The organism is Halodurantibacterium daqingense (assembly GCF_042666235.1).
GTDB lineage: Bacteria > Pseudomonadota > Alphaproteobacteria > Rhodobacterales > Rhodobacteraceae > Halodurantibacterium > Halodurantibacterium daqingensis.
Map to the genome: position 1 here is coordinate 73,516 of NZ_JBHTFQ010000005.1, position 13,365 is coordinate 86,880.

At 65.1% G+C, this 13,365-nt stretch carries 14 protein-coding genes; 5 read left to right on the forward strand and 9 right to left on the reverse strand.

Annotated elements, in window-relative coordinates:
- Positions 1-652: 652 nt before the first annotated feature.
- The 5 genes from ACFQXB_RS10190 (at position 653) to ACFQXB_RS10210 (ending at position 4,905) form a co-directional block, all read left to right on the forward strand.
- A complete protein-coding gene (locus ACFQXB_RS10190) occupies positions 653-1,630 on the forward strand; it encodes a sulfate ABC transporter substrate-binding protein (protein ID WP_377403022.1) in 978 nt (325 codons plus the stop codon).
- Positions 1,627-2,472 carry a sulfate ABC transporter permease subunit CysT gene (gene cysT / locus ACFQXB_RS10195; protein ID WP_377403024.1) on the forward strand — a complete coding sequence of 282 codons (846 nt, stop codon included), beginning with the start codon at positions 1,627-1,629 and terminating at the stop codon, positions 2,470-2,472. Before ACFQXB_RS10190 ends, cysT begins: the two co-directional genes overlap by 4 nt.
- Positions 2,465-3,346, forward strand: a complete 882-nt coding sequence (gene cysW, locus ACFQXB_RS10200) for a sulfate ABC transporter permease subunit CysW (protein WP_377403026.1) — start codon at positions 2,465-2,467, stop codon at positions 3,344-3,346. Before cysT ends, cysW begins: the two co-directional genes overlap by 8 nt.
- Positions 3,347-3,366: 20 nt before the next feature.
- Positions 3,367-4,086, forward strand: a complete 720-nt coding sequence (locus tag ACFQXB_RS10205; RefSeq protein WP_377403028.1) for a sulfate/molybdate ABC transporter ATP-binding protein — start codon at positions 3,367-3,369, stop codon at positions 4,084-4,086.
- 393 nt (positions 4,087-4,479) lie between these two features.
- Positions 4,480-4,905, forward strand: coding sequence for a VOC family protein (locus ACFQXB_RS10210; protein ID WP_377403030.1), 426 nt, complete (start codon positions 4,480-4,482; stop codon positions 4,903-4,905).
- Between the two features lie 33 nt (positions 4,906-4,938).
- Here ACFQXB_RS10210 and ACFQXB_RS10215 read toward each other — a convergent pair whose 3' ends face one another.
- The 9 genes from ACFQXB_RS10215 to ACFQXB_RS10255 form a co-directional block, all read right to left on the reverse strand.
- Complete coding sequence (locus tag ACFQXB_RS10215; RefSeq protein WP_377403032.1) at positions 4,939-5,877, reverse strand: CobW family GTP-binding protein; 939 nt, start codon at positions 5,875-5,877, stop codon at positions 4,939-4,941.
- Positions 5,867-6,160, reverse strand: a complete 294-nt coding sequence (locus ACFQXB_RS10220; RefSeq protein WP_377403034.1) for a hypothetical protein — start codon at positions 6,158-6,160, stop codon at positions 5,867-5,869. Before ACFQXB_RS10220 ends, ACFQXB_RS10215 begins: the two co-directional genes overlap by 11 nt.
- On the reverse strand, positions 6,160-7,062 hold the full coding sequence (locus tag ACFQXB_RS10225) for a polysaccharide deacetylase family protein (RefSeq protein ID WP_377403036.1): 903 nt from the start codon (positions 7,060-7,062) through the stop codon (positions 6,160-6,162). Before ACFQXB_RS10225 ends, ACFQXB_RS10220 begins: the two co-directional genes overlap by 1 nt.
- Before the next feature lie 9 nt (positions 7,063-7,071).
- Positions 7,072-8,529 carry a dihydropyrimidinase gene (gene hydA, locus ACFQXB_RS10230; RefSeq protein ID WP_377403038.1) on the reverse strand — a complete coding sequence of 486 codons (1,458 nt, stop codon included), beginning with the start codon at positions 8,527-8,529 and terminating at the stop codon, positions 7,072-7,074.
- Positions 8,530-8,536: 7 nt separating this feature from the next.
- Positions 8,537-9,475: an N-carbamoyl-D-amino-acid hydrolase gene (locus ACFQXB_RS10235; RefSeq protein ID WP_377403040.1), complete on the reverse strand. Its 939-nt coding sequence runs from the start codon at positions 9,473-9,475 to the stop codon at positions 8,537-8,539.
- Positions 9,476-9,483: 8 nt separating this feature from the next.
- Positions 9,484-10,134: an aspartate/glutamate racemase family protein gene (locus ACFQXB_RS10240; RefSeq protein WP_377403042.1), complete on the reverse strand. Its 651-nt coding sequence runs from the start codon at positions 10,132-10,134 to the stop codon at positions 9,484-9,486.
- Positions 10,134-10,976, reverse strand: a complete 843-nt coding sequence (locus tag ACFQXB_RS10245) for an ABC transporter permease (protein ID WP_377403044.1) — start codon at positions 10,974-10,976, stop codon at positions 10,134-10,136. Before ACFQXB_RS10245 ends, ACFQXB_RS10240 begins: the two co-directional genes overlap by 1 nt.
- A gap of 1 nt (position 10,977) precedes the next feature.
- A complete protein-coding gene (locus ACFQXB_RS10250) occupies positions 10,978-11,841 on the reverse strand; it encodes an ABC transporter permease (RefSeq protein ID WP_377403046.1) in 864 nt (287 codons plus the stop codon).
- A 204-nt stretch (positions 11,842-12,045) separates the two neighbouring features.
- On the reverse strand, positions 12,046-13,314 hold the full coding sequence (locus ACFQXB_RS10255) for an ABC transporter substrate-binding protein (protein ID WP_377403048.1): 1,269 nt from the start codon (positions 13,312-13,314) through the stop codon (positions 12,046-12,048).
- Positions 13,315-13,365 lie beyond the last annotated feature (51 nt).

The following is a 13,365-nucleotide window of genomic DNA, read 5'->3' on the forward strand; positions in this document are numbered from 1 at the left end:
TCGCAGCCCGACAGCCTCGGAAGGCACGGACAGACAGGATACTGAACTGCGCAGGGGCGATGCATCGCGGTTCCGCGCGGTTGGACCGGTCCCGCCCCGGTGAGGCGCCCGCGCGGCCGGATTGCCGCCGCAGGGATCAACCCCACCCGGGCGTCGCTTTATCACGACAAAATCTCCCGAGATTATTTGCTTGCCAAAGACGATTTTATCTGTCGTAATTCGGGACAAGATGGCCATGCAGAGGTTTCCCAGATGCGCCTTCACCCAGCCCCGACAGACCCTCCCCCAGCCTTGGCAGACCGGGGCAAACCCCCGGCACAACGGCCCGTGGCCTCGAAGAAGCACCATCCTGATTCGGCCAGAACTTCCGCCCAGGAAGACGGCAAGCCGGCCCATCCCGCGCTTGAACCGCGCTTTCGCACCGGCAGGCTACCCGCCGCAACCGACGGCATCCCGAACGCTTGCGCCGATCCTCATCGGCTTCGGGTGCGGGATCTGGCGCAGCGGCCATGCCTTTCCGTCGGTGCCGACGGCCACGGCACACCTCGCCCCCGCCGTCGCATCTTGTCGGGCCGGCCGATCGGCCCCGTGCCCCTCGACGCCGTCTGACTCGATCCTGAACCCAATCCACAGCATCCATCACGAGGCTCCGATGTATCTCCGCCCTGCACTCCTTGCCTTCACGTTCCTGGCGCTGCCGGCCCATGCGCAAGGCCTGCTGAATGTCAGCTATGACCCGACGCGCGAGCTTTATCGCGAACTCAACGAAGCCTTCACCGACTGGTGGACCGCCAAGGGCAATCCCGCGCCGGTGATCGAGACCAGCCATGGCGGATCGGGCGCGCAGGCGCGGGCGGTCATCGACGGGCTGAATGCGCAGGTGGTGACACTGGCCTTGGCCGGTGATATCGACCGCATCGCGCACGATACCGGAAAACTGCCCGCCGACTGGCAGTCTCGCCTGCCGCACAATTCCAGCCCCTACACCTCGACCATCGTCTTCCTGGTCCGCGACGGCAACCCGAAGGGAATTGCCGACTGGGGGGATCTGGTACGGGAGGATGTCGAGGTCATCACCCCCAACCCGAAGACCAGTGGCGGCGCCCGCTGGAACTACCTGGCCGCCTGGGCCTGGGCAGACCGCAACAATCGCGATCCGCAAGCCTTTGTCGGCCAGCTTTTCGCCAACGTGCCTGTTCTGGACAGCGGCGCACGCGGTGCCACCACCACTTTCGCGCAACGCGGCATCGGTGACGTGCTGCTGGCCTGGGAAAACGAGGCCTATCTGGCACTCGAGGAACTCGGCGAGGATCAGTTCGATATCGTGGTCCCCAGCCTCTCGATCCTGGCCGAGCCGCCGGTGGCGCTGGTCGAGGGCAATATCGCCGGCGACGATCAGCGCGCCCTGGCCGAAGCTTATCTGGACTATCTCTACACGCCGGAAGGGCAGGCGCTGGCCTTCAAGCATTTCTATCGCGCCTGGGATGCCAGCGCGGCCGCACCCGAGGATGTCGCCCGCTTTCCCGAGCTGGAGTTGGTGACGATCGACGAGCTGGGTGGCTGGGCGCAGGTGCAGCCCCAGCATTTCGGGGATGGTGGCATCTTCGATCAGATCTACACGGTGCGATGATGGTCAGGCCCCTCCCCCTGATCCAGCGCAGTGCGATGCCGGGCCTTGGCCTTTCGTCCGGCATCACCCTGTTCATGCTGTCGCTTGTCGTCATCCTGCCCATTGGCGCCCTGCTGGCCAAGGGAGCCAGCTTTGGCGCCGCAAACCTCTGGGAGGTCGTGAATCGTCCACGCGTCTGGGCCGCGCTGTGGCTGTCGTTCCGGCTGTCATTTCTGGCGGGAGCCTTCAACCTGGTCTTTGGCGTCATCCTGGCCTGGGTGCTCGTGCGCTATCGCTTCCCCGGCAAGCGACTGATCGACGCCGCCGTCGATCTGCCCTTCGCCCTGCCCACGGCCGTCGCAGGCGTCGCCCTGACTGCCCTTTATGCGCCAACCGGACCATTGGGCGGGCTTGCCGCGCAGATCGGATGGAAGATCGCCTATAGCCAATGGGGCATCTTCCTGGCCCTGGTCTTCGTCGGCCTGCCCTTCGTCGCCCGCACCGTGCAGCCGGTGATAGAGGAGATCGAAACCGAGGTCGAGGAAGCCTCGGCAACGCTTGGGGCGCGGCGCGCCTATACGCTCTACCGTGTGGTCCTGCCGATGCTGATGCCGGCCGCGCTGACAGGCTTTGCCCTGTCGCTTGCCCGTGCGGTCGGTGAATACGGATCCGTGATCTTCATCGCCGGAAACATCCCGCTGCGCACGGAAATCGCGCCGCTCTTGATCGTCATCCAGCTGGAAGAGTTCGATTACGACGCTGCCGCTGCCATCGGCATTGCCATGCTGGTCATCAGTTTCGCGATGCTGCTGGCGATCAACCTCATCCAGATCTGGAGCCGCAGAAGGATCGGTCATGTCTGACGCAATGCTACACCGCCTGGCCCCGGCTCGCGCTCCACGCCGCCCCACCGAGGAAGGCCCCGTCGTCCGCATCGCCCTGATCGCGGTTGCGGCAAGCGGTCTCTTGCTGCTGGTCGGCGCGCCGCTGGCCATCATCTTCGTCGAGGCGCTGGCGCGGGGGTGGACCGCCGCCCTGGCCAGCCTGCATAGCCGCGACGCGCTGGCCGCGATCCGCCTGACGCTGCTGATCACGGCGATTGCCGTGCCGATGAACGCGGCCTTCGGCATCGCGGCGGCCTGGTTCATCACCAAGTTCGACTTTCGCGGCAAGGCCTTCCTCATCACCCTGATCGACCTGCCCTTCAGCGTCAGCCCGGTGGTCGCGGGGCTTTGCATCGTGCTGCTGTTCGGCGCCAATTCGGCCATGGGCGGCTGGCTCGTGGCCAACGGCTTCCCGATCGTCTTTGCGGTCCCCGGCATCGTCCTTGCCACCGTCTTCGTGACCTTCCCCTTCGTGGCCCGCGAGCTGATCCCGGTGATGATCGAACAGGGCCGATCCGGGGAAGAGGCCGCGCTGACGCTGGGCGCTTCGGGGTGGCGGGTATTCCGCACCGTGACGCTGCCGAACATCCGGTGGGCGCTCCTTTACGGCACGCTCCTTTGCACCGCCCGCGCGATGGGCGAATTCGGGGCCGTCGCCGTGGTATCGGGCAAGATCCGAGGCCAGACCGCGACCATGCCGATCACGATCGAGATGTTCTACAACGAATATCTCTCGGTTGCGGCCTTTTCCATGGCGGCGCTGCTGACCGGCTTCGCCCTGCTGACACTGATGCTGAAAACCGTGCTGGAGCTGCGCCATGCAGACCAGCTTGCCGCAACCCGCCGCCACTGAGGCCCCTGCGAGAAGACATCATGCATATCGACATCGACGACATCGCCAAGGAATTCGGCACCACGACCGCACTGCACCCGGTGTCCCTTTCCATCCCTTCCGGCGCGCTCGTGGCGCTGCTGGGGCCGTCGGGATCCGGCAAGACGACGCTCTTGCGCATCCTCGGCGGGCTTGAGTTCCCGACATCGGGACGGGTGCTTTTCAACGGGCAGGACGCGACGGGAATGACCGTCCAGGATCGCCGCGCCGGATTCGTCTTTCAGAGCTATGCCCTGTTCCGGCACATGACCGTGTTCGAGAACATCGCCTATGGGCTCCGCGCCCGGCCGCGCGCCGCCCGGCCCTCAAATGCCGAAATCGACCGGCGCGTGCTGAAACTTCTGGATCTGATCCAGCTGCCGCAGATTGCCCACCGGTATCCGACCCAGTTGTCGGGCGGGCAGCGCCAGCGCGTTGCCCTGGCGCGGGCGCTGGCGATCGAGCCGCGCATGCTGCTGCTGGATGAACCCTTCGGCGCGCTGGACGCCAAGGTGCGGAAAGAGCTTCGCCAGGGGCTGCGGGACATTCACGACGAAACCGGCCTCACGACCGTCTTTGTCACCCACGATCAGGACGAGGCGATGGAACTGGCCGATCTGGTTGTTGTCATGTCCATGGGCCGGATCGAGCAGATCGGCAGGCCCGAAGAAATCCGCGCCAGGCCGGCAACCGATTTCGTGCGGGATTTCGTTGCAGCCTGATCCCGCCGGGGCGGAAATGCCAGAAGGAATATCCGGGGCGAGCGCGGCAGTTGCATGCACCGGCAGTGCAAGCCTCGTTCAGCCTCGGCGGAGTCGGTGCCGCAGGCATTCCCTGGAGGACTACGCCCCATGCCAAGGGTGACCGTGTGGCGCCCGCCATGATCGGCGAGCCTGGGCGAAGGCTGCCCGCCGCGGCCGCGTGCAGCCCTCCGGTCGCGGGATCAGATAACAGTTGAGTTACGCCGCGATCCGCCTAAAATTTCCCGGCCTGAAACAGGTCAGGCTCGGGAGGGTTGGCCCGGCCCCCGCATTGCGGGTCCTTCCGCTGGCATCAGCGGCCCAAGGCGTTCGTGGCCTCCGCATGGTGCGGATGCCGCTGCTTGGGGTATTGGCATGAGACCTGCAATTTCCGTTCTGACACTTGGCGTCACCGATCTTGAGCGGGCGCTTTCCTTCTATCGTGAGGGGCTGGGGCTACCGACGCAGGGCATTATCGGGACTGAATACGCCCATGGGGCCGTGGCATTTCTTGATCTGTCCGGCGGGCTGAAGCTTGCCCTCTGGGCACAGGCAGACATCGCCCATGACACGGGGCTGCCGCTGACGCCGGCCAGCCCCACTGCCTTTACCATCGGGCATAATGTGCAGCACCGCACCGAGGTCGATGCGGTCATGGCCGAAGCCGAGCGGGCAGGTGCCGAGATCGTCAGGCCCGCGCAGCCGACCTTCTATGGTGGTTATGCGGGTTACTTCCGCGATCCTGATGGCCATCTTTGGGAAATCGTCTGGAACCCCGACCTGCTGCCCACCGAAGGCTGACTCGGCCGGTTACCGGGCAGCGGTCCGGGGCGCTCATGCCGTGAAGATGCCCAGGGACCGGGCAAGCTGTGCCTCATTGCAGCCGCGGCCCAGCACCACCAGATGCCCTTCGGAAGGGTCATCGGCAGCATCGGGCAATACCTCGGGGGCCTGAACCTGCTGGCGCACCGCCTGCACCAGAAGCCGGCCAGCCGGTGTCCGCATCACGCCTTTCACGCGCACCAGATCGTTCCCCCGCGCATGGAGCACCGCCGAAAGCCACAGGCTGAACCCTGCCCAGTTCACGCCCTCCAGTGCCACGCGCATCGCGACCATAGGTGTCAGGTCTTCGGCTGCTGGCAGCGGCGGCAGCGGCGCAAGCCCCTCCATGGGCAGATCGGGAAGCAGGCGCGGCACACCGTGCTCGGCGGCTGCGATCTCGGCTCCGGGATTGATCGCACGCAGATCCGCGACCAGCTGCGCCAGCGTCCGGTCGGCAACGCCGGCAGTCTTGGTCAGGATCAGGCGATCGGCTGCGGCAACCTGCGCCCTGCCCAGCGGTTCGCTGCGCAGTTGCGTGCTGCCATGCTGTGCATCGACCAGAACGATGATCCCGGACACGAGAACATGATGTGTCAGCACCGGATCGCTGCGGATCGCCTCGATGATCGGCGCGGGATCGGCAAGTCCGCTGGTCTCCAGCAGGATCTGGTCGGGGCGGCGGGCGCCCGCGCGGCTCCAGCCGTCGCAGAGGTTGCGCAGCGCGCGGACAAACCCGTCGCGGCCCGTGCAGCAGGCACAGCCGCCGGCAAGGACGCTCAACCCCGCGGCGCGGCCCAGAAGGCCATGATCCACCGGGGTTTCTGCCGCCTCGTTCACGATGACATGTGTGGATGCGTCGTGCTTGTGCAGCTGGTGGCGCAGCCATGTCGTCTTGCCGCTGCCAAGATAGCCGCCCAGGACCACCAGCTTCAGCCGCCCGTCAACCTTCATCGCGCGGGTCCGGATCGAGCGGATCGAAGGGCCGGCCGAGCAACGCCTCTACCGCGGGCCAGATCTCGGGAACCGTGTCCACGATCTGGCGCGCACCGGACAGCGTGCCGATCTGGATGCCCGCCGTCTGTCCGTCATCATGGGCGGTCAGGCCGTGGGGGCGCAGCACGCGCTGCAAGATCTGCGCGCGCAGGAAGCGCGCGCGCAGCCGGTCACCAGGCCCTTCCAGCCCTGCCTCGGTCCACAGACCCGGCCGTGCCGGAAACCCGCAGGCAGTGCACATCAGATGACATCCGGGCGTTCGGGTCCGTCAAACGGATAGCGGGCGCGGAAATCCTCGGCCATCTCCTCGAACGGCATCCAGACGACGCCCTCGTGGCCGTTGATGTAGTCGATCAGCCGTTCGAGCATCAAAAGCACCTGCGGGCGGCCCGACACATCGGGGTGGATGGTGATCGGAAAGACGCCGTACTCCATCTCGCGGTAGACCCAGTCGAACTGGTCGCGCCACATCTGCTCGATGTCGCGGGGGTTCACGAAACCGTGGCTGTTGGGCGATTTCTTGATGAACATCATCGGCGGCAGGTCATCCACATACCAGTTCGCCGCGATCTCCACGAGGTCGATCTCATGCCCGTGCTTCAGGGGCTTCATCCAGCTTTCGGCCGGGCCGGAATAATCGATCGTGGTCCATTCATCGCCCACCCGCGCGTAATGGGGCTGGAAATCCCGGTAGCCCTGGCTGTGATCGTATCGGAACCCGTATTTCTGCAAAAGCGAGGCGGTGACGTTCGACATTTCCCACCAGGGCGCGACATAGCCGCGGGGGGCCTTGCCGGTCAGCCCCTCGATCAGCTCGATCGACTTCACCAGCACCGCCTCTTCCTGCGAAGGGGTCATCGCCACCGGGTTTTCGTGCAGATAGCCATGGGCGCCGACCTCATGCCCTGCATCGACGATCATCCGCATCTGGTCGGGAAAGGTTTCCAGCGAATGGCCGGGGATGAAAAAGCTGGTGCGCAGGTCGTATTTCCGGAACAGCCGCAGCAGGCGCGGGATGCCCACCTCGGAGGCGAAAATCCCGCGCTGGATGTCCGAGGGGCTGTCGCCCCCGCCATAGGACCCGATCCAGCCGGCGACCGAGTCGATGTCGGTCCCGAAGGCGCAGATGATCTTTTTCGTCATGGCTTCCTCTCACACTCCGATCGGCATGTGCTCGGGCGCGCGGTTGACCGGGCGCGGCGCGACAAGCTCTTTCCAGGTGGCATAGGCGCGGGATACCGCCGGAAAGGCCGGGCGCGCCACATGCTGCCCACGGCCGGGCTGGGGGCTGCTGCCCCGGCCTGCGTCCCAGACCACCGCCCCGCGCGACAGGGTGTAACGCGGCAGGCCCGTCACCTTGTGCCCCTCGAAGACGTTGTAGTCGATGACCGACTTCTGGCCAGCCGCCGTGATGGTTTTCGAGGCTTTCGGGTCCCACACCACCAGATCGGCGTCCGAGCCGGGCAGGATCGCCCCCTTGCGCGGATAGATGTTCAGGATCTGCGCGATGTTGGTCGAGGTGACGGCGACGAACTCGTTCATCGTGATCCGACCGGTGCCCACCCCGTTGTGCCACAAAAGGGACATGCGGTCCTCCAACCCGCCGGTGCCGTTCGGGATGCGGGTGAAATCCCCCCGGCCAAGCTGTTTCTGCGCGAGCGTGAAGGCGCAATGATCGGTCGCCACCACCTGCAGCGACCCTGATACCAGCCCGGCCCAGAGGCTTTCCTGATGGCGCTTGTCGCGGAAGGGCGGCGACATCACCCGTTGGGCGGCGAAATCCCAGTCGGGGCTGGCATAGACGCTGTCATCCAGCAGCAGGTGCTGGATCAGCGGCTCGCCATAGACCCGCTGGCCGGCCTGACGCGCGCGGCGGATCGCCTCATGCGCCTCTTCGCTGGAGGTGTGTACGATATAAACCGGAACCCCGGCGGCATCGGCAATCATGATCGCGCGGTTCGTCGCCTCGCCCTCGACCGCGGGCGGGCGGGAATAGCTGTGGCCCTCGGGCCCGGTCACGCCATCGGCCAGGTATTTCTGCTGCAAGGCCGCCACCAGATCGCCGTTTTCCGCATGAACCAGCGGCAGCGCGCCAAGCTGGGCGCAGCGGGTGAACGAGCCGAACATCTCGTCGTCGTTCACCATCAGCGCGCCCTTGTAGGCCATGAAATGCTTGAAGGTGTTCACCCCGCGCGCGACGACCTTTTCCATGTCGCCGAAGATCTGTTCGGACCAGCCGGTAACCGACATATGGAACCCGTAGTCGCAGCTTGCCTGCCGCGCCGCGCGTTCCGCCCAAAGGTCCAGCGCCGGCAGCATGCCGCCCTCGCCGGGGATCACGAAATCCACCACCATCGTCGTGCCGCCCGAGACGGCGGCAAAGGTGCCGCTTTCCCAGGTTTCGGCGGTGGTGGTGCCCATGAAGGGCATCTCCAGATGGGTGTGGGGGTCGATGCCGCCGGGCAGGACATAGGCGCCTTCGGCGTCGATCACCGTGTCGCCCGAAAGGTTCGGGCCGATGGCGGCGATTGTGTCGCCCTCGATCAGGATGTCGGCGGCATAGCTGCGGTCGGCGGCGACGATGGTGCCGCCCTTGATGACGATGCTCATGGAAACCTCACTCGGATGGGGGGATGGCGCCGGTGCGCTCGACGATCAGCCGGTAGTGTTCGGGGCGGCGGTGGCGGGCGAAGTCGAAGATCGTGGTCTTGTAGGTATTGCCCATGTCGAGGTCGCAGCGCGCGGTGATCACCTCATCCTCGACCGTGCAGGCCATGGCGACGATCTCGCCCGAGGGGGCGACGATCACGCTCTGACCGCCCATGCGCGACCCTTCCTCGTTGCCGCATTTGGCGGTGCCCACGACCCATGTGGCGTTCTGATAGGCGCCCGCCTGCATCGACAGGTGGTTGTGGAACAGGGTCAGGCTGTCCATGCACTGGTTGTTGCCGTGGTCAAAGGGCGTGTTGTAGCCCAGCATCACCATCTCCACCCCCTGCAGACCCATGACGCGATAGGTTTCGGGCCAGCGGCGGTCGTTGCAGATCGCCATGCCCATCACCCCGCCAAAGCCGCGAAAGACCGGAAAGCCCAGGTCGCCCGGTTCGAAATAGCGCTTCTCCAGATGCTCGAACTGCCGCCCGCCCAGGGGTTCGGCGGTGCCGGGCAGATGGACCTTGCGGTACTTGCCGACGATCCGCCCCGTCGCATCGACGATGATCGAGGTGTTGAAGCGCCGCTTGACGCCCCCCTCCACCACCAGTTCCGCATAGCCGAGGTAGAAGCCGATCCCGAGCCTTGCCGCCTCGTCGAACAAAGGCCGCGTCGCGGCCGAGGGCATCTCGGTCTCGTAATAGCTGTCCAGCTCGGCCTCGTCCTCGATCAGCCAGCGCGGAAAAAAGGTGGTGAGCGCGAGTTCGGGGAAAACGACAAGTTCGCAGCCCCGGCCCTTGGCCTCCTGCATCATGGCAATCAGGCGGCGCACCGTATCGGCACGGGTCTCGGAGCGGGCAATCGGGCCCATCTGGGCGCTTGCCGTCATAAGATAGCGTGGCATCTGTTTCCTTATCTGTTGAGTTGCACCAGCGCCGCGGCCAGCACCGTGGCCGCAGCCACACCGTCGATCACCGGCAGCCCGTGTTCCGCCGACAAGGGCCCGACCAGATCCGCCATGCCCGCACAGCCCAGCAGGATCGCGCCGGGCGCTTCGTTGGCCACGGCACGGCCCACTTCGGCAGACACCCGGGCCGCCGCGCCGGATTCCGGCTCTTCCAGTTCCAGAACGGCGACCCCGCTGGCGCGGACCTTCAGGCAATGCGGGCCAAGGCCATAGCGATGGATGTTTTCCTCGATCCCTGGCACCGACACCGGCAGCGTCGTCACCACGGTGAAACGATGCCCCAGCAGGATCGCCGCGTGACAGGCCGCCTGCGCAATGCCAAGGACGGGGATGCGCAAGGCTGCCCGCACCTCCTCCAGTCCCGGGTCGTCGAAGCAGCCGATGATGACCGCATTCGCGCCGCCCGCCTCGGCGGCCCGCGCCTCGGCCAGCAGATGGGGAATGGCGGCGGCGGCATCGGCCGGACCCTGGATTGCCGGGGGGCTGCCCGCGCAGGTCCGCGCCTCGACTTCAGCCTCGGTGACGGCGCGCGCCGCCGCTGCCATCTTTTCGGTCATCGAAACCGTCGAATTGGGGTTGATTACCGCGATCCGCATCAGGCCAGTCCCTTGCCCGCATCCGAGACCCGCCGCGCCCGCCGCCGCTGGATCACCAGCGCCACGATCAGGAACACCGCGATGATCCCGAAGGAAAACAGCGTCGTCAGCGTCCCCAGCGCGTAAAGCACCGGCGAGGTGACGTTTGTCGTCATGCCGAAGATCTCCAGCGGCAGGGTGTTGCGGCTACCGGCCGTCAGCAGCGTCCGCGCGAATTCGTCATAGCTCAGCGTGAAGCCGAACAGCGCCACCCCGATCAGCGAAGGCGCGATCAGCGGCAGGACGATATGCCAGAACACCTGCCAGGTACTTGCACCCTGGTCGCGCGCCGCTTCCTCATAAGCCCCGTTGAAACGATTGAAGACCGCCAGCATGATGAGGAAGCCGAAGGGCAGCGTCCATGTCAGCTGCGCGCCAAAGCCCGAGCTGGCCCAATGCACCGTCCAGCCCAGCTGGCTGAAGATCAGCCCCACCCCCAGTGATACAAGGATAGACGGGATCACGAGGCTGGCCAGGATCAGGTAGAACAGCACGCCCGATCCCCGGAACCTGCGCCGGAACGCCATGCCCGCCATGACCGAGACCACCACCGTCACCACCATTACCAGCAGTCCCAGCACGAGGCTGCGGCGGAACGCGCCCCAGATGTCGCCTACCGACTGCTGCTGGAAAAGCTGGTCGAACCAGTGCAGCGACACCCCCCGCATGGGGAAGGTCAGCCCACCTTCCCGCCCCTGAAAGCTCAGGATGCCGATGGTGAAGGTGGGGCCATAGAGGAAAATCAGGAACAGGATGAAGAACGCACCAAGGATATAGAACGAAAGCGGCCGTTTCTCGTCCATCTCAAAGCTCCTTCCGGATATCGACGAAGCGCAGCATGATCGCGATGGTGATGAGCACGGTGGCCAGCAGCACCACCGCCGTCGCCGCGGCCGAGGGGTATTGCAAAAGCCCGATGTCGTTGGAAATCAGGCGCCCCACATTCGCGGTCTGCGACCCGGACATGAAGCGCACCGTGATGAAATCGCCCATCACCAGCGCCACGACAAAGATCGACCCGATCATGATCCCCGGCTTGGTCAGCGGGATGACGATATTGGTCAGGATCTGGAACCCGGAGGCGCCGCCGTCCCGCGCCGCCTCGATCAGCGACTTGTCGATGCGCATCATCGTGTTGAAGATCGGCACCACCATGAACAGCGTGTAAAGGTGGACGAAGGCCAGCGTGACGGCAAAGTTGGAAAAGAGCAGCCATTCGAGCGGCTGATCCACGATTCCCATCGAGATCAGCGCCTGGTTGGCCAGCCCGTTGCGCCCCAGGAACGGCACCCAGGAAATCATCCGGATGATGTTCGAGGTCCAGAACGGGATCGTGCAGAGCAGGAAAAGCGCGATCTGCCAGGTCTGGCTGCGGATGTGAAAGGCGAGGAAATAGGCCACCGTGAACCCGATCACCAGCGTCAGCGCCCAGGTGGTGGCGGCAAAGATGAAGGTCTGCAGGAACACCCGGTAGGTGACTGCCGACCCGAAGAGATAGCGATAGTTCTCGAACTCGAATGCGGGATAGATCGAGTATTCCGTCGCGCCCCAGAAGCTGACGATCACGATCATCACGATGGGCAGCAGCAGAAAGAAGGCCAGAACCGCCGTGATCGGCGCTGCCAGAAGCCAGCTTCTTGATACGGGCAGGGAAGGCAGTCGGGCCATGATCGCTCCTTGTTGCGCCCTGGCCGGTCCGAAGACGGCTCCACGTGGGGTGCGATCCGGGGTGATCGCCTTGTCAGACGGGATGGTGTCGGCACGCATCAGTATGGCCCCATGGGTTGTTCTGTTCGGCCTTGCCGAGGCACATGGTGGCAAGACCGGATGCTCCGGTCTCGCCATGAGCATCGTCAGCCAAGGCAGAGATGGTCAGGCCGCGATGAACTCGTTCCACTTGCGGACAAGATACTGGTTTTCATCCATCACCGCGTTCCAGCAGGCGACGTGGCCCATCCGCTCGTAGAACGAGCCGCCATCGCGCACCGCACCGGCCTGCTCCATCACCTGCCCCTGCGGGCTGACGATCTCGGCGGTCGCGGGCTTGCCTTCGAACCAGTAGCCCCACTCGTTTTCGGACATGAAATTCTTCGAGGTTTCGGGCACGGCGGAATAATAGCCCTGCCGCATCAGGAACGCCCCGGTCCAGCCCGACAGATACCAGTTGATGTAGTCATAGGCTGCATCAAGCTCCATCCCCGACAGACCGGCCGAAAGGCCGATACCGCCGCCCCAGCTGCGGTAACCCTCCTTCAGGGGCTGATAGACGCATGGGACCCCGCGCGCCTTCACGGCCGTGATCGCGGGCGACCACATCGACTGGATCACCACCTCGCCCGAGGCCATGAGGTTCACGCTTTCGTCGAAGGTCTTCCAGAAGCTGCGGAACTGGCCCGCGCGCTTGGCCTCGGTAAAGATCGCCAGCGTCCGGTCGATCTCGTCGCGGGTCATATTGCCCTTGTCGGCATAGGCGATCTCGCCCATCGCCTCGCAGACCATGGCCATGTCCATGATCCCGATCGAGGAGATATCGAGGATCGACGCCTTGCCGCGGAATTCGGGGTTCAGAAGCTCGGCCCAGCTTTCGATCGGGCGGCCGATCAGGTCGGGGCGGATGCCCAGCGTGTCGGCGTTGTAGATCGTCGGGATCAGCGTCATCCAGCCGGATTGTTCCTGCACGAAGGTCGTCGATCCCGGCCCCTCGACAAAGCCCACCGTATGCGGCGCGGTCCCCTGCGCCACCGTGCTTTCGGGCGTCAGCTTGCCATCCTTGAAGATGCCGACGATCTTGTCGTAAAGCTCGATCCGCGACACGTCCATGGCCTGCAGGTTGCCCGTGGGCCAGACCTTCTTGCAGATCCAGTATTCGATGTCGGCAATGTCATAGCTGCCCGGCTGGGTGGCGGCACGCTGGGTCGCCGCGTCGCTGTCGAGCGCGGTCATTTCCAGCGTGAAGCCCAGGTCTTCCTTCACCTTCTGGGCGATCTCGTTCAGGTTCGACACACCAGTGCCCACCTGGCGCAGGGTGATGTTCTGGATGTTCTGCGCCCAGATCATCGGCGCGCCGAGGGTCGATGCGGCGCCGGCGGCAGCCGCGCCCTTCAGCACCGCGCGACGGCTCAGGCCCTTTGCTTCAGTCATGTCTTCCACTCTCCTGTTGTCGGGTCTTTGCCCGGTTTTCATTCAACTCGC